This window comes from Paraburkholderia tuberum STM678, assembly GCF_902833905.1.
In the GTDB taxonomy this organism is placed as follows: domain Bacteria; phylum Pseudomonadota; class Gammaproteobacteria; order Burkholderiales; family Burkholderiaceae; genus Paraburkholderia; species Paraburkholderia tuberum.
Genome location: NZ_CADFGP010000020.1, coordinates 94,140 through 116,492, shown reverse-complemented (window position 1 = coordinate 116,492; position 22,353 = coordinate 94,140). Strand labels below are relative to the sequence as shown.

General features: G+C 65.0%; 15 protein-coding genes. 10 read left to right on the top strand and 5 right to left on the bottom strand.

The annotated features are described in order from the left end of the window. Positions 1-82: 82 nt before the first annotated feature. Positions 83-2,479, bottom strand: coding sequence for a penicillin-binding protein 1A (locus HWY30_RS19205; RefSeq protein WP_090802139.1), 2,397 nt, complete (start codon positions 2,477-2,479; stop codon positions 83-85). 270 nt (positions 2,480-2,749) lie between these two features. On the opposite strand from HWY30_RS19205, the gene pilM reads away from it, so the two are divergent. The 7 genes from pilM (at position 2,750) to HWY30_RS19170 (ending at position 10,164) form a co-directional block, all read left to right on the top strand. Beyond that, the gene (gene pilM, locus HWY30_RS19200) at positions 2,750-3,739 is read left to right on the top strand and encodes a pilus assembly protein PilM (protein WP_090802137.1); all 990 of its coding nucleotides are present in this window, start codon (positions 2,750-2,752) and stop codon (positions 3,737-3,739) included. Then, positions 3,736-4,422, top strand: a complete 687-nt coding sequence (locus HWY30_RS19195) for a fimbrial assembly protein (RefSeq protein WP_090802136.1) — start codon at positions 3,736-3,738, stop codon at positions 4,420-4,422. The genes pilM and HWY30_RS19195 overlap by 4 nt, the downstream gene beginning before the upstream one ends. Continuing rightward, positions 4,419-5,351: a hypothetical protein gene (locus HWY30_RS19190; RefSeq protein WP_090802134.1), complete on the top strand. Its 933-nt coding sequence runs from the start codon at positions 4,419-4,421 to the stop codon at positions 5,349-5,351. The genes HWY30_RS19195 and HWY30_RS19190 overlap by 4 nt, the downstream gene beginning before the upstream one ends. Beyond that, on the top strand, positions 5,348-7,066 hold the full coding sequence (locus HWY30_RS19185) for a type IV pilus secretin PilQ (RefSeq protein WP_090802133.1): 1,719 nt from the start codon (positions 5,348-5,350) through the stop codon (positions 7,064-7,066). The genes HWY30_RS19190 and HWY30_RS19185 overlap by 4 nt, the downstream gene beginning before the upstream one ends. A gap of 114 nt (positions 7,067-7,180) precedes the next feature. Then, positions 7,181-7,732 carry a shikimate kinase gene (locus tag HWY30_RS19180; protein WP_090802131.1) on the top strand — a complete coding sequence of 184 codons (552 nt, stop codon included), beginning with the start codon at positions 7,181-7,183 and terminating at the stop codon, positions 7,730-7,732. A gap of 8 nt (positions 7,733-7,740) precedes the next feature. Then, complete coding sequence (gene aroB / locus HWY30_RS19175) at positions 7,741-8,817, top strand: 3-dehydroquinate synthase (RefSeq protein ID WP_167368607.1); 1,077 nt, start codon at positions 7,741-7,743, stop codon at positions 8,815-8,817. A 144-nt stretch (positions 8,818-8,961) separates the two neighbouring features. Next, positions 8,962-10,164 (top strand): deoxyguanosinetriphosphate triphosphohydrolase, encoded by a 1,203-nt coding sequence (locus HWY30_RS19170; protein WP_244144944.1) that lies wholly within the window; start codon positions 8,962-8,964, stop codon positions 10,162-10,164. A gap of 100 nt (positions 10,165-10,264) precedes the next feature. Here HWY30_RS19170 and HWY30_RS19165 read toward each other — a convergent pair whose 3' ends face one another. Beyond that, a complete protein-coding gene (locus HWY30_RS19165; RefSeq protein ID WP_090802126.1) occupies positions 10,265-10,645 on the bottom strand; it encodes an ElaB/YgaM/YqjD family protein in 381 nt (126 codons plus the stop codon). Positions 10,646-11,012: 367 nt separating this feature from the next. Further along, on the bottom strand, positions 11,013-11,738 hold the full coding sequence (locus HWY30_RS19160) for an OmpW/AlkL family protein (RefSeq protein WP_090802125.1): 726 nt from the start codon (positions 11,736-11,738) through the stop codon (positions 11,013-11,015). 187 nt (positions 11,739-11,925) lie between these two features. On the opposite strand from HWY30_RS19160, the gene HWY30_RS19155 reads away from it, so the two are divergent. The 3 genes from HWY30_RS19155 (at position 11,926) to HWY30_RS19145 (ending at position 19,263) form a co-directional block, all read left to right on the top strand. Beyond that, positions 11,926-12,633, top strand: coding sequence for a transposase (locus tag HWY30_RS19155; RefSeq protein ID WP_013090727.1), 708 nt, complete (start codon positions 11,926-11,928; stop codon positions 12,631-12,633). A gap of 351 nt (positions 12,634-12,984) precedes the next feature. Further along, a complete protein-coding gene (locus HWY30_RS19150) occupies positions 12,985-17,688 on the top strand; it encodes a glutamate synthase-related protein (protein WP_090802123.1) in 4,704 nt (1,567 codons plus the stop codon). A 105-nt stretch (positions 17,689-17,793) separates the two neighbouring features. Further along, a complete protein-coding gene (locus HWY30_RS19145) occupies positions 17,794-19,263 on the top strand; it encodes a glutamate synthase subunit beta (RefSeq protein ID WP_090802122.1) in 1,470 nt (489 codons plus the stop codon). 197 nt (positions 19,264-19,460) lie between these two features. Here HWY30_RS19145 and HWY30_RS19140 read toward each other — a convergent pair whose 3' ends face one another. Beyond that, positions 19,461-20,726: a D-amino acid dehydrogenase gene (locus HWY30_RS19140; protein WP_090802121.1), complete on the bottom strand. Its 1,266-nt coding sequence runs from the start codon at positions 20,724-20,726 to the stop codon at positions 19,461-19,463. A gap of 27 nt (positions 20,727-20,753) precedes the next feature. Next, complete coding sequence (locus HWY30_RS19135; protein ID WP_090802120.1) at positions 20,754-22,013, bottom strand: MFS transporter; 1,260 nt, start codon at positions 22,011-22,013, stop codon at positions 20,754-20,756. Positions 22,014-22,353: the final 340 nt, after the last annotated feature.

Here is a 22,353-nt window from a genome sequence, read left to right as displayed (position 1 = left end):
CAGCGCGAGACGCTCTCAAAACAAAACCGCCGCGTAACGAACGCGGCGGTTTTTTCTTTTCTAGCGGGACATCGACGCAGCCTCAGTGCCCGCGGAACAGATTCATGATGTCCTGCTTTTCCTGTTCGCCAACCTGTTCCGGAGCGGCGGCTGCCGCGCTCGCCTCCGCATCGAGCGTCGCCTGACTGACGCCGACCGTCGCGATGAAGCCGTGGCCCGGCGTGAACTCGTCGAAATAAAGCTCCGAGCCGATTTCGCTGACGCCGTCGGGGCGTGGCATCTTGTACTCGGGCACCCCCTTCAGCGCGCGTCCCATGTACTCGATCCACACCGGCAGCGCCAGGCCGCCGCCGGTTTCCTTGTCGCCGAGGCTGCGCGGGTTGTCGTAGCCGATCCACGCGATCGCGGTGAGCGTATGCTGATAGCCGGCGAACCACGCGTCGCGGGAATCGTTGGTCGTGCCGGTCTTGCCGGCGAGATCGGTGCGCTTGAGCACGTTGCTCTTCGCCCCGGTGCCGTGCTGCGCGACGCTTTGCAGCAGGCTGTTCATCACGTAGGCGTTGCGCGGTTGGATCGCGAACGGCGCGCTTTGCCCGGCCACGAGCGGCTGCGCGTGCGCGACGACGATGCCGCGCTGATCGGTGACTTCGGCGATCAGATACGGATTGATCCGATAGCCGCCGTTGGCGAACACCGAGAACGCGCCGGCCATTTGCAGCGGCGTCACGAGGCCCGCGCCAAGCGCCATCGGCAGATAGGCGGGATGGCGGTCCGCGTCGAAGCCAAACCGCGTGATGTATTGCTGCGCGTACTTCGGGCCGATCTGGTTCAGGATGCGGATCGACACGAGGTTCTTCGATTTCTGCAGCGCGGTGCGCATCGTCATCGGACCGTCGAAGCCGCCGCCGTAGTTTTTCGGCTCCCACGCCTGGCCGCCGGTTTCGGCGGCGCTGAAGAAGAGCGGCGCGTCGTTGATGATCGTGGCGGGCCCGAGGCCCTTTTCGAGCGACGCCGAATAGATGAACGGCTTGAAGCTGGAGCCCGGCTGACGCCACGCCTGCGTCACGTGATTGAACTTGTTCTTGTTGAAGTCGAAGCCGCCGACCAGCGAGCGGATCGCACCGTCCTGCGGCACCAGCGAGATGAACGCGCCTTCCACCTGGGGCAATTGCGTGATCGACCAGTCGCCCTCGTCGTTTTTCACGAGCCGCACGATCGCGCCGGGCCGGATGCGCTGATTCGGCTGCGCGCGCGGGCCGAGCGCGAACTGCGCGTAGCGCAGGCCGTCGCCCTGAATGGTCGCGACATTACCGTCGATGAACGCCGCCTGGACCTGCTTCGGGCTCGCCGCCGTGACGACGGCCGCGATGATTTCGCCATTGTCGGGATGTTCGAGCAGCGCGTCGTCGATGGCCTGCTCGCGCTCGTCGGCGTCGGCCGGCAGATCGATGAACGCCTCCGGGCCGCGATAGCCGTGACGGCGCTCGTAGTCCATCAAGCCTTTGCGCACCGCGTGGTAGGCGACGTCCTGATCGGCCGAGTCGATCGTGGTCACGACGTTCAGGCCGCGCGTGTAGGCTTCCTCGCGATACTGCGCGTACATCATCTGCCGCACCATTTCCGCGACGTATTCCGCGTGCACGCTGTACTCCTTGCCCATGCCCTTCACGACGAGCCGCTGCCGGCTCGCCTCGTCGTACTGTTCCTGAGTGATGTAGTGCAATTCGTACATGCGCTGCAGGATGTACTCCTGGCGCACCTTCGCACGCTTCGGATTGACGACCGGGTTATACGCGGAGGGCGCCTTCGGCAGACCGGCGAGCATCGCCGATTCGGCGAGCGTCAGGTCCTTCAGATCCTTGCCGAAGTACACGCGCGCGGCACTCGCGAAACCGTACGCGCGCTGACCGAGATAGATCTGATTCATGTACACCTCGAGAATCTGATCCTTGCTCAGCTTCGACTCGATCTTGTACGCGAGCAGCATCTCGTAGATCTTGCGCGTGTACGTCTTCTCGCTGGACAGAAAGAAGTTGCGCGCGACCTGCATCGTGATCGTGCTCGCGCCTTGCGTCGCATGACCGTTGGTCAGCGCGACGAAGCCGGCTCGCGCGATGCCGGTGAGGTCGACGCCGCCGTGCTCATAGAAGCGCGCGTCCTCGATCGCGAGAATCGCTTTCTTCAGGCTGTCGGGCACGTCCTGGATGTGCACGATGTCGCGCCGCTCCGCGCCGAATTCGCCGATCAGCACATGGTCGGCCGTATAGATTCGCAGCGGCACCTTGGGCTGATAGTCGGTCAATGCATCGAGTGACGGCAGGTTCGGCGTCGCGACGACGAGCGCATAGCCGAGCACCAGCGCCACGCATACGATGCCCGCCACGATCAACCCGACAAAGCCGAGGATCAGCTTCAGCCATAACGGACGTTTGCGCCGTTTCGGCGCGGGCGGCGGGGACGTAGGAGACGTGGCTTGCATAGGAGTACCGGAAAAACAGTCCCGCGATTATAGCCGCCAGGGTTTTTCTGCTTTCGACAAGCTTACGAATGACGCGCAATCGGCACACGCCAGGCGGCGCGGGAATGACTTCGCTGTAGTCCCAACTGTAGTCGCTTTGATGTCGCTCGGGGCGGCTTCGCATCCGCGTTAGCCATTCGGCTGAATGTCGTTAGGACGTGCGTCTGCCGACAATGATCCCTCGTTACTCGCGTTCGAATGGTTCGTCGCGTGAGTCAGAGGGAGGGCGGTATGGCCTATAAAAATTCGTGGCTTCAGGCGGTGCGGGAGGGCCGGCAGCGTTTCGCCGCCGGCATCGATGTCGGTTCGCAAAACGTGCGTCTCGTCGTGGTGAGTCAACGCGCCCGAGGCGCGCTGCATCTCGAACATATGAGCACGGTGCCGTTCGCGGCCGGCACCATGGCGGGCGCCGAGATCGTCGATCGGCAGGCCGTCGCGCGGGCGTTGCGCGATGCGTTCGCCGGTTTGCCGCGCGTATGCGCGACGCACGCGCTGCGCTGCGCGATGGCCGTGCCTTCGTCGGCCACGCTGACGACGACAGTGCCGCTCGCGCGGCTCGCCGCTCAGAGCGACTGCGAGGCGGAGGATGGCGGCGTTGCGCTCGCCGGACTTGCGCCCGCGGTGATGGGAGAGGCGGAGCGCATCGCCGGCCTTGAGCGTCATGCGCTCGCGGTCGACTGGTACGTCGACGAGACGCCGTCGCCGGTGCGCTCGGTGAAGATCGCCGCGACCGCGCGCCAGCATCTCGAAGCGCGGATCGAATGCGCCGCGACCGCAGGGATTTCGCTGTCCGCGATCGATGGCGAACCGCACGCGGCATTGCGCGCGCTGCGCCACGCGGCCAGTCGCGAGCTCGACCCGAACGAGCCGTACGCGGCGGTGTGGGTCGGTACGGACGGCGTGTACGGCTGGAGCGTCGTCGATGGCGCGAGCGTCGGCGAGATGCGCTACCCGGCGCCGGAGCATGCCGATCTCGCCGACGCGTTGCGCGATCTCATGCGCGGGCCGGAGTTCGACTGCGCGCTGATTGGCGGCGAAATCGATCTGCTCGACGGCGTCGGCTTTTCACTCGCCGATATTGGCGACGTGCTCGGCTGCTCGGCGCTGCCGTTCGAATGCGCGCTGCTCGGCAGCCACGCGCGGCCGCTCGACGACGCCTTGCTGCACGAGCCGGCTGGCGCGGTCGCGTTTGGGCTCGCGTTGCGCGGGGTGCTGGAATGAAGGCCGTTCTGTCGTTTTCGTCTGGCGTCGCCGCGAGTGCCGATCAGCGCGCCGCTGTACCGTGGCTGGGCGGCTTCAATCTGCTGCCGTATCGCCAACGCAACGCGCGACTCGCGCGGCGCCGCTGTATGCGCGACTGGGCTGTGGCCGCTTGTGTCGGTGCCGCGGGTGTGTTGCTCGTCGCCGGTTGGCAGAGCTTCGCTGCAGCGCGGCTCGATGCGCGGCGCGCGGCGGCCGGGCAGGCGCTGACTCCGCTCGCCGTGCCGCTCGCGGAGCACGCGAAGCTGTCGCGGGCCGAACAGGATGAGCGCGAAGCCGCGGCGCGCGCCGCGAGTCTCGCGAGGCCGCTCGCACATCTGCGCGATCTGCTCGACGCGCTGAGCTTCGAACCCGGCGATCGCGTCGTGTTGCGGCAGTTGCGCCAGCGCGAGTACGAGACTGAATTGCTGGCGACTTCGAGCGGCCATATCGCATCGGCTGAGTGGCTCAAGCGGCTCGGCGCGATCCACGGCGTGCAGGGCGCGGAGATGCGCGATCTGCATCGGCCGACGGGGAAGGGCGGCGCGTCGATGGAACAGGCGATAGGCGGACCCGTGGAGTTCGATGCGCGCCTGCGCTGGGGCGATCCGCCGCACAAAGCGACGCGCGCCCTGAAGGCCGCACGAACGGGAGGTGCGCGATGAGCACGACCTTTTTCGAGGCGGGTGGTGCGGCGCATGGGTCCGCGGGTTTTTCGCGCTGGGTCAAGCGGGCGCGTATGCCGCTCGAGGCGTGGAGTCGGCGCCGTCGCTGGCTCGTCGCGGCGACGCTTGCCGCGCTCGTGTTCGGCGTCGGCGCGTACGGCTGGAACGCGGCTGATCTCGCCGGACTGGAAGCGAGCCGCGCGGCGCTCGCGGTCAGCACGCAGCGTCTCGCGCACGCGCGGCACACGCTCGCACAGCTGCCGTCGCTGCGCCGTGCAGCCGCGGCGATGCCGGCCACGGCGTCGAGCGCCGTGTCGTGGAACTCCGCCGACGACGTGCGCATCGTCTCCGAGCTGGCCACGCAAAGCGGCGTCGCGCTGCTTGCGGTGGAACCGGGCGCGGCGAGCGGCGAGGGCGTCGAGCGGATGCGCGTGCTGCAGCTCACCGCGCGCACCGACTTCGTTCACCTGATGGCGTTTTTCCACGGGCTCGCGCAACTGCCGGTGCTGATCGTTCCCGTCGACGTGACCGTCAAGCAGGACGGCAAAGGGCTCGCGGTGGCCGCGACGCTGCAGGTGTACGCCGCGCTGCGACCGGTGCCCGACACCCCGGCTGCGAGCGCCGAGGCGAGCCCTGACGCCGACGAGGCTGCCGACGATGACGACGAAGGCCTCGTGTTCTTCGATCCGTTTGCGAAGTCGCAGATCTCCGCGAGCGGCGAGCTGGGCGATGCTTCTGAGTTGCGCCTTGTCGGTTTGCTGCGCGATCGTACCCGCGGGCTCGCGCTGCTCGACACGCCAGACGGCACGACGACGGTCGCGGCTGGGCAACGACTGGGCGTCGAGCGGGTCACACAGCTCGACGCGCTTGGCATTACGCTCGCGAACGGCGGCGCGACGCGCACGCTGACGCTGACGGAGGCGTCATGATGCGCCCGCTCAAGCGATGGAGCGTGGCGAAGATGGGTGTCGGACGCGAGGTCCGCGTCGTCTCCGGACGGTGTTTCGGGCTCTACGTCGCCGCGACGCTGGGTGCCGGCGTCGCCCAGGCAGCGACGCCACTGCTGCTGCCGCCGTTGCCGACTTACGCGGCGCTCGACGACCCGGCCGTATCGGCCAACACCGCCTACGAGACGGCGCCGCTGCCGAGCGGCGGCATCGGCCAGGCGGCGAATCCGTTCGGCGACGTTTCCACGCCAGGCGCGGCCCAGGAGCCGGACACGCTCCAGCCGGCCGCGCGTTCCGCGATAGCGCCCGACGCCTCCCCGGACGACCTCGCCAACGGCCCGATGCCGCCGCCTTCGCCAACACAACCCGCCACCCCGGCTCGCGACGACAGTGCCGGCACGCCTGGTCTCGAAGGCCCGCCGGTCCCGCTGCCGCCGCGGCCGCGCCTCGCCGACGCATCGGCCAGTGCGGACTCGGGCCTTCCCGCGGGCAACGAGCCGATCTCGCTGAGCTTTCAGCGTGCGCAACTTGGCGCGGTCCTGAAAGCGTTCGCCGAGTTCACCGGCCTGAACATCGTCGCCAGCGCCAAAGTGCGCGGCGCCGTGTCGATACGTCTCGACAAGGTGCCGTGGCGCACCGCGTTCGACACCTTGCTCGACGTCAACAATCTGGCGATGGAGCGCCACGGCAACGTAATCTGGGTCGCGCCTGCCGCCGAGCTCGCCGCGCGCGAACGTCAGCGCTTCGAAGCCCACGCGCGCGCCGCGGACCTCGAGCCGCTCGTGAGCCGCACCTTCGAGCTGCACTACGCGCATGCCGAGGACGTGCGTCGCCTGCTGACCGGTTCCGGCACGCAGCGCGTGCTGTCCAAACGTGGCGCCGTCACCGCTGATCCGCGCACCAACCTGCTGTTCGTCACCGATCTCGCGGGGCGGCTCGAGCAGATCGCGGCGCTGATCGCTTCCGTCGACCGGCCGACTCGCCAGGTGCTGATCGAGGCTCAGATCGTCGAAGGCGACCAGGGCTTTTCGCGCAATCTCGGGGTGCGGCTGTCGCTCGCCGGCACCAGCGCGGACGGTACGTCGAGAGGGCTGACGGGTGGAACGGACGGCTCCGTGTACGATCTGTCGGCCCGACCGATCTCCGGATTCGATGCCGCGACCGCCGGCCTCACGCTGTTCGCGGCTCACGCGACCCGGCTGCTGAATATCGAACTCTCGGCGCTCGAGTCCGAAGGGCATGGGAAAATCGTGTCGAGCCCACGGGTCGTCACCGCGGACCGGATGAAGGCGATCGTCGAGCAGGGCACCGAGCTGCCGTATCAGGCGAAGGTCGGCCAGGGCGTATCGGGCGTGCAGTTTCGTCGGGCGACGCTCAAACTGGAGGTCGAGCCGCAGATCATGCCGGATGGCCGCGTGGTGCTCGATCTCGACGTCGCGAAGGACAGCGTCGGCGAGCAGACCGACGCCGGGCCCGCGATCAACACCAAGCACGTGCAAACGCGCGTCGAGGTCGAGGACGGTGGTACGGTGTCGATCGGCGGAATTTACGAGACCGACGACCGTGACGACGTCGAGCGGGTGCCCCTCCTCGGCAAAATACCGGTTCTGGGCGCATTGTTCCGCCATCGGACTCATCGCGACACGCGTAGCGAACTGGCGGTTTTCATCACGCCGCGCGTGGTGCGGGAAAATTAGGGCATATAGGGCACGCATGCACCGCCGTCCGCCGGCGGCGCGCAGGCTCGACAAGGCAGCCGCTTTGCCAGTAAGCTGCGGCACGAACTACACCGGATTAGCCAGAGGACACCGTTGCAAGCGCGGGACGCACACGCCAATGTTTTTTTCGTAGGGCTCATGGGGGCAGGAAAAACCACTGTGGGTCGGGCGGTTGCGCGCCGTCTCGAGCGCCCGTTCTTCGATTCCGACCATGAAATCGAGGCGCGCACGGGCGCGCGCATTCCCGTGATCTTCGAGCTCGAGGGCGAAGCGGGCTTTCGCGATCGCGAAGCGAGCGTGATCTCCGAGCTGACCGGGCGCGACAATATCGTGCTCGCGACCGGCGGCGGTGCAGTCCTGCGGCCGGAAAACCGCGAAGCGTTGAAAAGCCGTGGCCTCGTGATCTATCTGCGCGCCAATCCGCATGACCTGTGGCTGCGCACGCGGCGCGACAAGAATCGCCCGCTGCTGCAAACGGAAGACCCCAAGGCGCGCCTCGAAGCGCTCTATGAAGTGCGCGACCCGCTGTACCGCGAATGCGCGCACTTCGTGATCGAAACCGGCCGGCCCTCGGTCAACGGACTCGTCAACATGGTTCTGATGCAGCTCGAGATGGCCGGCGTCGCCAAACATCCTGCTTCATAATGGACCGTATGATTACCGTCAACGTCGAACTGGGCGAGCGCGCCTACCCCATCCATATCGGTGCCGGCCTGATCGGCCAGACCGCACTGTTCGCGCCGCATATCGCCGGCAACTCGGTCACGATCGTCACCAATAGCACCGTCGATCCGCTCTACGGCGACAAGCTGCGCGCAGCGCTTGCGCCGCTGAACAAGCAGGTGTCCACGGTGGTTTTGCCGGACGGCGAAGCACACAAGAATCTGCAGACGCTGAACCTGATCTTCGACGCGCTGCTCGGCTCGCGCGCCGACCGCAAGACCACGCTGATCGCGCTCGGTGGCGGTGTGATCGGCGACATGACCGGGTTTGCCGCCGCCTGCTACATGCGCGGCGTGCCGTTCATCCAGGTGCCGACCACGTTGCTGTCGCAGGTGGATTCGTCGGTCGGCGGCAAGACCGGCATCAATCATCCGCTGGGCAAGAATATGATCGGCGCGTTCTACCAGCCTCGGGCGGTGATCGCTGACATCGGCGCATTGCGTACGTTGCCCGAACGCGAACTCGCGGCGGGCATCGCCGAGGTCATCAAGACCGGCGCAATCGCCGAGGCCGGATTCTTCAGCTGGATCGAGGCCAATATCGAGGCTTTGAACCGCTGCGAACCGGAGGCGTTGACCGAGGCAGTCAAACGCTCGTGCGAGATCAAGGCGTCGGTGGTGGCGCAGGACGAGCGCGAAGGTGGTCTGCGCGCGATCCTCAACTTCGGTCACACGTTCGGCCACGCGATCGAAGCCGGACTCGGCTATGGCGAGTGGCTGCACGGCGAGGCGGTCGGCTGCGGAATGGTGATGGCGGCGGATCTGTCCGTGAGGCTCGGTCATCTCGATGAAGCGTCGCGCAAGCGGCTCGTCGACGTCGTGCTTGCCGCGCATCTGCCCACTCGTGCTCCCGCGCTCGGCGCGGATCGTTACATCGAGCTGATGCAGATCGACAAGAAGGCGGAAGCCGGCGCGATCAAGTTCATTCTGCTGAAGCGTTTCGGTGAGACACTGATCACCCGCGCGCCCGACGCCGACGTGCATGCGACGCTGGCCGCCGCCGTCTAGATTCAACACGGCCCTGCAGCCACGCTTCACGCACCCGCGTCACGAGGCGCCGCCCATGTTTCGGAGGACCCGGTGACTGACAGGCGCAGCGACGATATCCAGCATGACACGACGAGCGCGCGCGCAGGCGCCGGGAACGGCGTCATCGCCGCCACGGCCAGCACCGCGGATGCCGCTGCCGCGGTTGCCACACCCGCCGTCCCCGCGCCGACCCAGCAGGCGCTCGAAGCGCATCTCGCGCCGTACGCGGCGCATTCGAGCCAGTCGCGTGGGCGTCGCTATGCGGAAACCGCGCCGAGCGCGCGTACCGAGTTTCAGCGCGACCGCGACCGCATCGTCCACTCGACCGCATTCCGGCGGCTCGAATACAAGACTCAGGTATTCGTCAACCACGAGGGCGACCTGTTTCGCACGCGCCTCACCCATAGCCTTGAAGTTGCGCAGATCGCGCGCTCGGTTGCGCGCAATCTGCGCGTCAATGAAGATCTCGTCGAAGCGATTTCGCTGGCGCACGATCTCGGCCATACGCCGTTCGGCCATGCCGGCCAGGATGCGTTGAACGAATGCATGCGCGAGCATGGCGGCTTCGAGCACAACCTGCAGAGCCTCACGGTCGTCGACGAACTTGAAGAGCACTACGGAGCGTTCAATGGGTTGAACCTGTGCTTCGAGACGCGCGAGGGCATTCTCAAGCACTGCTCACGCGACAACGCGCGCCGGCTCGGCACATTGGGCGAGCGCTTTCTCGAAGGGCGGCAACCGTCGCTCGAAGCGCAGATCGCCAACGTCGCCGACGAAATCGCGTACAACAATCACGACGTCGACGACGGTCTGCGCTCCGGTCTGCTGTCGCTCGAGCAGCTCGCCGAAGTGGAACTCTGGCAGACGCACTGCGAGGCGGCGCGCGGCGACTATCCGCAGATCGAGGGGCGTCGGCTGATTCACGAGACGGTGCGGCGCGTGATCAATACGCTGATCGTCGATCTGATCGAAACGACGCGGGCCAATCTCGCGCGCTACGCGCCGGCGTCACTCGACGACGTACGCGCGGCGCCACCGCTCGTCGCGCACAGTGATGCGATCGCCGCGCAGGCCGCGGCGCTCAAGCGCTTCCTGTTCAGAAACATGTACCGTCACTATCGCGTGATGCGCATGGCCAATAAGGCACGCCGCGTCGTGGTCGGCCTGTTCGACGCGTTCACCGACGACCCGCGGCTGCTGCCGCCGGACTATCAGTCGGCCGATGCGACGCGGCAGCCGCGTTTGATCGCGCATTACATCGCCGGGATGACCGATCGTTACGCGCTGAAGGAGTATCGGCGGCTGTTCGTGATCGACGACAACTAGGCGCTAGCGGCTGGGCGCGGCAAGCGGTGTAACGTTCAGCCTTCGCATCGAGCGGCCGTCGCGCCCCCTTGCCAGCACCGTCAAACCGGGCAAGCCAGCGTCATCGCGAACGGGACGCGAACAGCGCCCCCAGCACCAGCGCAAGCCCGCCGACGATCGCAATCGTCTGCCACGGATTTTCATGCACGTAGTGATCGGCGTCCGAGATCGCGACGCCCGCACGATCGCGCATCGCGTCGCGCGTGTCGTTCAGCCGCTCGCGCGCGGCGTCCAACTGTTTGCGCAGCCTGCCGCGCAGGGCCACGGCGTCGGCCTGCGTGCCGTCGGCCAAGGTCGATTCGAGTTCCGACAGCAGGGTGCGCAACTCGACCGCGATGTCTTCGGCCGCGTGGCGGCTGTGGCGAGCGATGCGCCGCGCGCGGCGACTCGCGCTGGTCCAGGATTCGCCGAGGGCGTCTCGCGTATTTGGAAGTGCTGTCATGGTCGCTCCGTCGATGAGTTGAAAGGCCCCGCGCATCGTCGCGCGGACACGCAATGCGCAGACGCAGTATCACGTCGTCGCATAGGAAACGCCATCTAAACGCAACTTCGATGCCAAGCGCTGCATTGCCGGCACCGCTGCACGCGTGCGGCTCGCGACAGGATGGGGCGTGCCCGTATCGTCGCCGGATTTTGCACATGGACGCGCCGAATTCGCGTCAAATTTACAAACGCTGATGCCGGATGACGCTGCCATGCCGATGCAACAGAGACGCCAAATGCAAACGCCGTGATCGGTTCGATGACGGCGTTCCCCAGGTCGCGAAAATTCGACTACCCTAATTCAAGCTACCCGCTCTAGCGAAGCGTTAGAAACGGTAACCGACGTTGACGTAAGTGACGATCGGGTTCAGCTTGATCTTGGTTTGCGATTGCACGGTCAGCGTGCCGACCGGCGTGGCCGATGCCGAACTGAGCTTTGCGGTCGTGCTGAGCGGCAGGTACGAGATCGACACGCCGGCGAACCAATGCTGATTGAAGGCGTACGTGAAGCCCGCATTAAACACAGGTTCCCACGAACTATCCGTCGACACACTGGTCGGACCATGCAGAACGTTGGCTACGAATGCGCTGTTGGAAATGTGTGCGTCGGTGAACCAGATGCGGCTCACACCGAGACCGAGATACGGGCGGAACGAAGCAGTCGGCGCGTTGAAGTAGTACTTGAACAGCAGCGTCGGGCTCCACTGTTTGGCCTGCCCGAGCTTGCCGAACTGCGCGAAGCTGCCCGTGCCGTACAGATCGAAAGTAGGGGGGACGCCAATGACGAATTCGGTTGCGATATGGTCGGTGACGAAGTAGCCGGCGGTGAAACCGATGGTATCGGCCGAACTCAGCGAGGCGCCGGTGTTGGGTTCGGTGATGTTGGTTGGGCTACCGCCAATGCTGGTCACGGTCAGTGGGTCGCTGCTCGATTGGGGCGCAAGATGGAACCAGCCCGTCGAGAAGTAAATGGTGCCGGCCGATTGTGCGTGCGCTGCCGTGCTCATGCAGGCTAGCACTGCCATCCCCGTTACGGCCTGTTTTAATTTCATATGTGCTCCTCCAAAAAAGGCCCGCTCATTATGACTACAACGTTTGAAACAAACCATACGCGGCGGTTAGAGTTTTCTCCCTAAGCACCGCGTGGTTTCTGGCTTGGCCGCATGGCGCCGAACCTTGCGCCCATGCGGCTCTTCGGACCTTCGGGTATATACCAACGCGACTATTGGACACTCCAGCATGGCACGGCTTGCACGTCTTTATGTCCCCGACCAGCCGCAGCACGTCATCCTCCGCGGGCTCGACCAGCAGCCCGCCTTCGTCGACGACCAGGACTACGAGCTTTTCATCGACTGTCTGAAGGCGGCCTCCCGGGACCATCACCTTTCGATCCACGCTTACGCCTTGATGCCGGGCGCCGTGCAACTGCTCGTCACGCCCACTGAGGAGTCGAGCCTGCCCAAGGCGATGCAGGCCGTCGGGCGGCGCTATGTCGCGCACTTCAACCGGCGCTATGCGCGTCGCGGCACCTTGTGGGAAGGCCGTTACCGGGCCACCGTGATCGAGGGTGAGCGCTACTTCCTGCTTGCGAGCCGGGTCGTGGAAATGTGTCCGGTGCGCTTGCAGCTGGTCAACGCGGCCGAGGATTATCGCTGGTCGAGCTACCGTCATCACATCGGCCTCACCCTCGACAGTCTGATCACGGATCACCCCCTTTACTGGTCGCTCGGCAATACGCCGTTCGAGCGACAGCGTGCTTATCGCGAACTGTGCGAGCAGCCGCTCGACGAGCGCGAGGCAAGTCAGCTCCAGCAAGCCACGTTGAAGGGCTGGGTGCTCGGCAGCGACACGTACCGCGAATGGGCGGCGCGCGCCGCCAACCGACGTGTGTCACCCCTACCGCGTGGCCGGCCACGCAAGGTGCGCGAGACGCCGCATACGCAGTGAGGCGACGGCAGGGCGATACCCGGCGGCGCCGATAGAGCCGCTTTAAATCCGATTAAAGTGTTTTGCATCAAGGGACTGCATGAAGACGGCACGTCGGATGCCGTTTTCTTTTGCCCCAAATTGATGTGGCACCAATAAAAAATAACCGCACTGCACCAATTTGATAATCGGGGTCCTATCATTAGGTTTTATTTGCTATTTCCTTGATTCGTCGCGTATATTCCGATTTCCGACGCTTTTCGTCCCGCGCAGTCTTGCTGCGAGAAGAGCGCCGTCGTAATCGCGAAGCGCACTGCGGCAAAAACACAATGGTTTAACGGCCTGTCCGGCCTCCTCACAGACGGTGTCCCCATGAACGACCACCAGCAACCGATTCACCCGGTTCCCGCCGCCCAAGGTCTGTACGACCCGCAAAACGAGCATGATGCCTGCGGCGTCGGCTTCGTCGCCCATATCAAGGGCCACAAGAGTCACGAAATCATCCAGCAGGGCCTGAAGATTCTCGAGAACCTCGATCACCGGGGCGCCGTCGGCGCCGATCCGCTGATGGGCGACGGCGCGGGCATCCTGATCCAGATTCCGGACGGCTTCTATCGCGAAGAGATGGCCCGGCAGGGCGTGACGCTGCCGCCGGCTGGCGAATACGGCGTCGGCATGATTTTCCTGCCGAAGGAGCACGCGTCGCGCATCGCCTGCGAACAGGAGCTCGAGCGCACGGTGAAGGCCGAGGGTCAGGTCGTGCTCGGCTGGCGCGACGTGCCGGTCGACCACGCCATGCCGATCTCGCCGACCGTGAAGGCGAGCGAGCCGCTGATCCGCCAGATCTTTATCGGCCGCGGCAAGGACATCATGGTGACCGACGCGCTCGAGCGGAAGCTGTACATCATCCGCAAGACCGCGAGCCATCGCATCCAGGCGCTGAAGCTCAAGCACGGCAAGGAATACTTCGTGCCGTCGATGTCGGCGCGCACGGTCGTCTACAAGGGTCTGCTGCTGGCGGGCCAGGTCGGCGTGTACTACCGCGACCTGCAGGACGACCGCACCATCTCGGCGCTCGCACTCGTGCACCAGCGCTTCTCGACCAACACGTTCCCGGCGTGGGAACTGGCTCACCCGTACCGCATGATCGCCCACAACGGCGAAATCAACACGGTGAAGGGCAACGTCAACTGGCTGAACGCGCGTACCGGCGCGATCGCCTCGCACGTACTCGGCGACGATCTGCCGAAGCTGTGGCCGCTGATCTATCCGGGCCAATCGGATACGGCATCGTTCGACAACTGTCTCGAACTGCTGGTGATGGCCGGCTACCCGCTCGTCCACGCGATGATGATGATGATTCCGGAAGCCTGGGAACAGCACACGCTGATGGACGAAAATCGCCGCGCGTTCTACGAATACCACGCCGCCATGATGGAGCCGTGGGACGGCCCCGCCGCCATCGCGTTCACCGACGGCCGCCAGATCGGCGCGACGCTCGACCGTAACGGTCTGCGCCCGGCGCGCTACATCGTCACCGACGACGACCTCGTCATCATGGCGTCGGAAGCCGGCACGTTGCCTATTTCCGAGTCGAAAATCGTCAAGAAGTGGCGTCTGCAGCCGGGCAAGATGTTCCTGATCGACATGGAGCACGGCCGCATCATCGACGACAAGGAACTGAAGGACAACCTCGCGAACGCCAAGCCGTACAAGAGCTGGATCGACGCCGTGCGCATCAAGCTCGACGAGATCGAGGCGAAGGCCGAAGACGTCGTGACGGAACGCCGCGAAGCTGCTGCGCTGCTGGATCGCCAGCAGGCGTTCGGCTACACCCAGGAAGACCTGAAGTTCCTGATGGCGCCGATGGCGCAAGCGGGCGAGGAAGCCGTCGGCTCGATGGGCAACGACTCGCCGCTCGCGGTCATGTCCAACAAGAACAAGACGCTCTATCACTACTTCAAGCAGCTGTTCGCGCAGGTCACGAACCCGCCGATCGACCCGATCCGTGAAAACATGGTGATGTCGCTTGTGTCGTTCATCGGCCCGAAGCCGAACCTGCTCGACACGAACAATATCAACCCGCCGATGCGTCTCGAAGTGTCGCAGCCGGTGCTCGACTTCAAGGACATCGCGAAGATCCGCGCGATCGATCAGTACACGGGCGGCAAGTTCAGCTCGTACGAACTGAACATCTGCTATCCGGTCGCCTGGGGCAAGGAAGGCATCGAGGCACGCCTTGCGTCGCTGTGCGCGGAAGCCGTCGATGCGGTCAAGTCCGGCTACAACATGCTGATCGTGTCGGACCGCAAGACCGACCGCGACAACGTCGCGATTCCGGCGCTGCTCGCTACGGCCGCGATCCACACGCACCTCGTGCAGCAGGGTCTGCGCACGAGCACGGGTCTCGTCGTCGAAACCGGTTCGGCGCGTGAAACGCACCACTTCGCGCTGCTCGCGGGCTATGGCGCGGAAGCCGTGCACCCGTACCTCGCGATGGAAACGCTGAGCCAGCTCGCGGCCGGCCTGAAGGGCGACCTGTCGGCGGAGAAGGCGGTCTACAACTTCACGAAGGCAGTCGGCAAGGGCCTGCAGAAGGTCATGTCGAAGATGGGTATTTCGACCTACATGTCGTACACCGGCGCGCAGATTTTCGAAGCGGTCGGTCTCGCCGCGGATCTGGTGTCGAAGTACTTCCACGGCACGTCGTCGAAAGTCGGCGGCATTGGTCTGTTCGACGTCGCGGAAGAAGCGATCCGTTTGCATCGCGAAGCATTCGGCGACAACCCGGTCCTCGCGAACATGCTCGACGCGGGCGGCGAGTACGCGTACCGCGTGCGCGGCGAAGAACACATGTGGACGCCGGATGCGATCGCCAAGCTGCAGCACTCGGCGCGCAGCAACTCGTACCAGACGTACAAGGAATACGCGCATCTGATCAACGATCAGACCAAGCGCCACATGACTTTCCGCGGCCTGTTCGAGTTCAAGTTCGATCCGACCAAGGCGATCCCGCTCGACGAAGTCGAACCGGCGAAGGAAATCGTCAAGCGTTTCGCGACCGGCGCAATGTCGATGGGCTCGATCAGCACCGAAGCGCACGCCACGCTCGCCGTCGCGATGAACCGCATCGGCGGCAAATCGAACACCGGTGAAGGCGGTGAAGACGCGAACCGTTATCGCAACGAACTGCGCGGCATTCCGATCAAGAACGGCGACACGATGAAGTCCGTGATCGGCGACGAAGTGGTCGTCGACATTCCGTTGAAGGAAGGCGATTCGCTGCGCTCGCGCATCAAGCAGGTCGCGTCGGGCCGCTTCGGCGTGACGGCGGAGTACCTCGCGTCGGCCGACCAGATCCAGATCAAGATGGCGCAGGGCGCGAAGCCAGGCGAAGGCGGTCAGCTGCCGGGTCACAAGGTGTCGGACTACATCGGCAAGCTGCGGTACTCGGTGCCGGGCGTCGGCCTGATTTCGCCGCCGCCGCACCACGACATCTACTCGATCGAAGATCTGGCGCAGCTGATTCACGATCTGAAGAACGCGAACGCGTCGTCGAGCATCTCGGTGAAGCTCGTGTCGGAGTCGGGCGTCGGTACGGTTGCCGCGGGTGTCGCGAAGGCGAAGGCCGACCACGTCGTGATCGCCGGTCATGACGGCGGCACGGGTGCATCGCCGCTGTCGTCGATCAAGCATGCGGGCACGCCGTGGGAACTGGGTCTCGCCGAAACGCAGCAGACGCTGGTGCTGAACCGGCTGCGCGGCCGTATCCGCGTGCAGGCTGACGGTCAGATGAAGACCGGCCGCGACGTCGTGATCGGCGCGCTGCTCGGCGCTGACGAGTTCGGCTTCGCGACGGCGCCGCTCGTCGTCGAAGGCTGCATCATGATGCGCAAGTGCCATCTGAACACGTGCCCGGTCGGCGTCGCGACGCAAGATCCGGTGCTGCGCGCGAAGTTCCAGGGCCAGCCGGAACACGTCGTGAACTTCTTCTTCTTCATTGCGGAAGAGGCGCGCGAAATCATGGCGCAACTCGGTATCCGCAAGTTCGACGACCTGATCGGTCGCGCGGAACTGCTCGACACGAAGAAGGGTATCGAGCACTGGAAGGCGAAGGGCCTCGACTTCTCGCGTGTGTTCTACCAGCCGCAAGTGCCGGCTGAAGTCGCGCGCAAGCACGTCGACGTGCAGGATCACGGCCTCGACCGCGCGCTCGACCACACGCTGATCGAGAAGGCGAAGGCCGCGATCGAGAAAGGCGAGCACGTGTCGTTCATCCAGCCGGTGCGCAACGTGAACCGCACGGTCGGCGCGATGCTGTCGGGCACGATCGCGAAGAAGTACGGCCACGAAGGACTCGCGGACGACGCGATCCACATCCAGTTGAAGGGCACCGCGGGTCAGAGCTTCGGCGCGTTCCTCGCGAAGGGCATCACGCTGGATCTGGTCGGCGACGGCAACGACTACGTGGGCAAGGGCCTGTCGGGCGGCCGCATCATCATCCGTCCGACCAACGATTTCCGCGGCAAGTCGGAAGAGAACATCATCTGCGGCAACACGGTGATGTACGGCGCGATCGAAGGCGAAGCCTTCTTCCGCGGCGTGGCCGGCGAGCGTTTCTGCGTGCGTAACTCGGGCGCGACGGCGGTCGTCGAAGGCACGGGCGACCACGGTTGCGAATACATGACGGGCGGCACGGTCGTCGTGCTCGGCGAGACGGGCCGTAACTTCGCGGCCGGTATGTCGGGCGGCATCGCGTACGTGTTCGATCCGGACGGCATGTTCGCGAGCAAGTGCAACAAGTCGATGGTCGCGCTCGAACCGGTGCTGCAACAGGCCGAACAGGAGCGCACGGTCGATCAGGGCGTGTGGCATCGCGGCACGACCGACGAAGCGCTGCTCAAGGGGCTCATCGAGCGTCACTTCCAGTTCACGGGCTCGCCGCGCGCGAAGGCGCTGCTCGAAAACTGGGACGCGGCACGCCGTCAGTTCGTGAAGGTGTTCCCGACCGAATACAAGCGCGCGCTCGGCGAACTCGCCGCGAAGAAGGCGAACAGCGAAGTGCTCGCCGCCTGAGCTGCCTTCACGGAAGTCAACTTTAGACGTACCCGCCGCGTTCCGACCAATCGACGCGTGGCGGGTCCAGATTACCCCCTAGATACAGATAGAGAAGAGAACCACATGGGCAAGGCAACCGGTTTTCTCGAGTTCGAACGTCGCCACGAGACGTACGAGGCTCCGCTCACGCGTGTGAAGCACTACAAGGAATTCGTCGCGGCACTGACCGACGACGAAGCGAAGATTCAAGGCGCGCGTTGCATGGACTGCGGCATTCCGTTCTGCAACAGCGGCTGCCCGGTCAACAACATCATCCCGGACTTCAACGACCTGGTGTTCCGTCAGGACTGGAAGAACGCGATCGAAGTGCTGCATTCGACCAACAACTTCCCCGAGTTCACGGGCCGCATCTGCCCGGCACCGTGCGAAGCGGCGTGCACGCTCGGCATCAACGACGACCCGGTCGGCATCAAGTCGATCGAGCACGCGATCATCGACAAAGCCTGGACCGAAGGCTGGGTCGCGCCGCAAACGCCGAAGCACAAGACCGGCAAGAAGGTCGCCGTGGTCGGCTCGGGCCCCGCGGGTCTCGCGGCCGCGCAGCAGCTCGCGCGCGCCGGTCATGACGTGACCGTGTTCGAGAAGAACGACCGGATCGGCGGCCTGCTGCGTTATGGCATCCCCGACTTCAAACTGGAGAAGTGGCAGATCGACCGCCGCATGCGCCAGATGGAAGGCGAAGGCGTGACGTTCCGCACCAACGTGTTCATCGGCAAGCCGGACTCGCTGCCGGCGCACATCGGCAACACGGCGAAGGAAACCATCACGCCGGCCGAGCTGAACGAACAGTTCGACGCGGTCGTGATCGCCGGTGGTTCCGAAATGCCGCGCGATCTGCCGGTGCCGGGCCGGGAACTCGAAGGCGTGTACTACGCGATGGAATTCCTGCCGCAGCAGAACAAGGTCAACGCCGGCGACAAAGTGCCGAACCAGCTCGTCGCGAAGGGCAAGCACGTCGTCGTGATCGGCGGCGGCGATACCGGTTCCGACTGCGTGGGCACGTCGAACCGTCACGGCGCGAAGAGCGTCACGCAATTCGAACTGCTGCCGCAGCCGCCGGAAGAAGAGAACAAGCCGCTCGTATGGCCGTACTGGCCGATCAAGCTGCGCACGTCGTCGTCGCATGAGGAAGGCTGCGAGCGCGACTGGGCGGTCGCGACCAAGCGTCTCGAAGGCAAGAACGGCAAGGTCGAGAAGCTGATCGCCGCGCGCGTCGAATGGAAGGACGGCAAGATGGTCGAAGTGCCGAACTCCGAATTCGAAATGAAGGCCGACCTCGTGCTGCTCGCGATGGGCTTCACGCAGCCGGTGTCGCCGGTGCTCGAAGCGTTCGGCGTCGACAAGGATGCGCGCGGCAACGTGCGCGCCACGACCGAGGGCGACAAGGCGTACTACACGTCGGTGAACAAGGTGTTCACGGCAGGCGACATGCGCCGTGGCCAGTCGCTCGTGGTGTGGGCGATTCGCGAAGGCCGTCAGTGCGCACGTTCGGTCGATGCGTTCCTGATGGGGCATTCGGAACTGCCGCGTTAAGCGTCTTCAGCCGGTGTGCGTGCCTGGCGTTCCATGCCGCGCGCGCCGGCCACGATTTGCAGGAAGACGTGGAGACGACAAGGCGTCCCTTAAAGGGCACCTGTAGCGGGAAAGCAATGCAGTAAAAAAGAAACCGGGCTCGCCTGAAAGGGGGAGCCCGGTTTTCTTTTATCTCGTCGCGGTGCGTTATGTCCGCCTCATTGGCGATAGCGCGCGAGCGTCAGACCGTCGAGATCGATCTCCGGTTTGCGCTGCGCGATCAGATCCGCGACCACGCGCGCCGAGCCCATCGACATCGCCCAGCCCGTCGAGCCGTGCCCGAGGTTCAGCCATAAGTTGTCGATGTTGCACGGGCCGAGCAGCGGCGCGCCATCGGGCGTCATCGGCCGGCGGCCGACCCAGAAGTGCGCGGAAGTCGGATTGGCCGCGTGCGGAAACCAGTCGCGCAGCACCGTGAGCAGCGTTTGCAGCGCCTGCTCGCGCAACGTCGTCTGGCGATTGCCGAGCTCCGCCGTACCCGCGATGCGCAGGTTGTTGCCGAAGCGCGTGATCGCCGTCTTCAGCGATTCGTCCATCAGTGCCGCCCGTGGCGCTTTTTCCTCGTCGGTCACAGGCAGCGTGGCCGAATAGCCCTTCACCGGATAGAGCGGCACCTTCACGCCGAGCGGCGCGAGCAGCGCCGCGCTATCGACGCCGAGCGCGACGACCACCGCGTCGGCCGGCAGCGTCTGCGCGCCCTGCTCGCTTTGAATACGCACGCCGCGCACCGTCGCTCCCTCGACATCGAGCGACGTGACGCGCGTGTCGAAGCGAAAGCTCACGCCATTGCGTTCACAGATCGCGCGCAGTTCGCGGGTGAAGCGCGCGCAGTCGCCGGCTTCGTCGTCGGGCAGATAGAGGCCCGAGAACGGCGCCTGACGCGCCCAGCGCAGACCGGGCTCGATCTCCGCGCACTGCGCGGCGCTGACTTCCCGATGCACGATGCCCGCATCGCGCAGCACCGCGAGCGCCGGCTGCGCGAGTTCGACGTCGTACTCGCTGCGAAACAGTTGCAGATAGCCCTGGCTGCGGCCGTAGTCGAACGGATGGCGGCCGCGGAATTCGTGCAGGCAAGCGCGGCTGTAGTACGCGATGCGCTGCATACGCTGCTTGTTCACGCGAAAGCGGTCGAGGTCGCACTCGCGCAGCCAGCGCGCGATCCAGCGCCATTGGGCCGGATCGAGCGTCGGCCGGAAGATCAGCGGCGAGGCCGGCTTGAACAGGTACTTGAGGATTTTCGCCGGCATGCCGGGCGCGGCCCATGGCGTCACGTAGCCCGGCGCGATCACGCCGGCGTTGCCGAAACTCGTGGCCAGGGCGACGTCGGGTTCGCGCTCGATCACCGTCACGTCGCAGCCTTGCTGGCACAGATAAAAAGCAGTGGCGACGCCGATGACGCCGCCGCCGAGTACGATCGTTTTCATGATTGGGAACTGCGGTGTCAGACGATCTCAAGCGGCGGACCCGGCCGCCCCTAGCACCTTGCCCTTCGTTTCCGGCAGGCACAACGCGGCGACGATCACGAGCAGATACCCCGCGCCCGCGACGATGCCCATCGCCTTCACGAGCGTCATTGTCTGCGCGAAGGTGCCGACGAGTATCGGAAAGAACGAGCCGAGCCCGCGCCCGAGGTTGTAGCAGAAGCCTTGCCCCGAGCCGCGGATTTCGTTCGGATACAGCTCCGACAGATACGCGCCGATGCCCGCGAAAATCCCCTGCACGACGATGCCGAGCGGGAAGCCGAGCGCGAGCATCATCGCGTCGGTGATCGGCAGCATCGTGTAGACCATGCCGAGCACGAACGAGCCGAGCGCGAACAGCACGAACGACGCGCGCCGGCCGATCCTGTCGCACAGAATCGCGCCGACGATATAGCCGGCGAACGAACCGACGATCAGCACGATCAGATAGCCGCTCGTATTGAACACCGACAGATGGCGCTCCGTCTTCAGATAGGTGGGCAGCCACGTCGTGATCGCGTAGTAGCCGCCGAGCATGCCGGTGCACAGCGCGCTGCCGAGCACAGTTGTCTTCAGATGCGCGGCTGAGAAGATCTGCATGAAGTGCGACGTGTTGATGCCGCTTTCGCGCGCGCGACGCGTCGCGAGAAAGATGTCGGGGTCGCTGACATTGCGGCGGATATAGATGATCCACGCGGCGGGCAGCAGGCCAACCCAGAAGCACGCGCGCCACGCGTACTGCTCGGGGAGCAGCGCGAAAGCCGCCCAGTAGACGATCGCCGCGGCCGCCCAGCCGAACGACCAGCTGCTCTGCACGGTGCCGACCGCCTTTGCGCGATGCTGTGGCGAGCGGATCGTCTCGGCCATCATGATCGTCACGACCGACCACTCACCGCCGAAGCCGATGCCCTGCAGCGTACGCGTGGCGAGCAACTGCCAGAACGACTGCGTGAAGCCAGACAGGAACGTGAAGATCGCGAAGGTGGCGATCGTCCATTGCAATACACGGATGCGGCCGTGGCGATCGGCAAGAATGCCGGCGAGCCAGCCGCCGATCGCCGACGAAATCAGCGAGCTGGTGGCGATCATGCCTGCTTCGCTTTTGCTCATGCCCCACGTCGCGATCAGCGTCGGGATGAGGAACGAGTAGATCATGAAGTCGAACGCGTCGACCGCGTATCCGCCGAAACCGGCGAATAGCGTGCGACGCTCGCGCGGGGTCAGCTCGGTGAACCATTGGAGAGAAGACATGTTTTGTTGTGGTCTCCAGGTTTCTTGTGCCCGCGGGGGCCGGATGGGAGGGTGTCAGTATTCTACGGGGATGCGGCGTCGTGAGGCCAGTTGGGGTCAAAAAGGGCGTGCGCGCGGTAACGGCCGATAAGGCACCGCAAGGGAACGGAAATCGGTGTGCCAACCGTCCCTCTTTTTTCTTACTAACCCCTACGATGTAACGCAAAATTTCCTGGTCAACGTTAAACTGCGTCTGCAGCCCCGGCTGCCCCGCGCAATCCTCCTATACACCTGTCGCCCCGATGTCCGTTACCGCGAAAAACCGTTCGCCTTTCCGCGCCCTTGCGAGCACGATCGTGCC

Excerpts from the sequence above, each read along its gene's own strand:
- aroB (WP_167368607.1), top strand. The coding sequence starts at position 7,741 with ATGATTACCGTCAACGTCGAACTGGGCGAGCGCGCCTACCCCATCCAT.
- HWY30_RS19155 (WP_013090727.1), top strand. The coding sequence starts at position 11,926 with ATGGCACGGCTTGCACGTCTTTATGTCCCCGACCAGCCGCAGCACGTC.
- HWY30_RS19165 (WP_090802126.1), bottom strand. The coding sequence starts at position 10,645 with ATGACAGCACTTCCAAATACGCGAGACGCCCTCGGCGAATCCTGGACC.
- HWY30_RS19195 (WP_090802136.1), top strand. The coding sequence starts at position 3,736 with ATGAAGGCCGTTCTGTCGTTTTCGTCTGGCGTCGCCGCGAGTGCCGAT.
- HWY30_RS19135 (WP_090802120.1), bottom strand. The coding sequence starts at position 22,013 with ATGTCTTCTCTCCAATGGTTCACCGAGCTGACCCCGCGCGAGCGTCGC.
- HWY30_RS19150 (WP_090802123.1), top strand. The coding sequence starts at position 12,985 with ATGAACGACCACCAGCAACCGATTCACCCGGTTCCCGCCGCCCAAGGT.
- pilM (WP_090802137.1), top strand. The coding sequence starts at position 2,750 with ATGGCCTATAAAAATTCGTGGCTTCAGGCGGTGCGGGAGGGCCGGCAG.
- HWY30_RS19145 (WP_090802122.1), top strand. The coding sequence starts at position 17,794 with ATGGGCAAGGCAACCGGTTTTCTCGAGTTCGAACGTCGCCACGAGACG.
- HWY30_RS19140 (WP_090802121.1), bottom strand. The coding sequence starts at position 20,726 with ATGAAAACGATCGTACTCGGCGGCGGCGTCATCGGCGTCGCCACTGCT.
- HWY30_RS19205 (WP_090802139.1), bottom strand. The coding sequence starts at position 2,479 with ATGCAAGCCACGTCTCCTACGTCCCCGCCGCCCGCGCCGAAACGGCGC.
- HWY30_RS19185 (WP_090802133.1), top strand. The coding sequence starts at position 5,348 with ATGATGCGCCCGCTCAAGCGATGGAGCGTGGCGAAGATGGGTGTCGGA.
- HWY30_RS19190 (WP_090802134.1), top strand. The coding sequence starts at position 4,419 with ATGAGCACGACCTTTTTCGAGGCGGGTGGTGCGGCGCATGGGTCCGCG.
- HWY30_RS19160 (WP_090802125.1), bottom strand. The coding sequence starts at position 11,738 with ATGAAATTAAAACAGGCCGTAACGGGGATGGCAGTGCTAGCCTGCATG.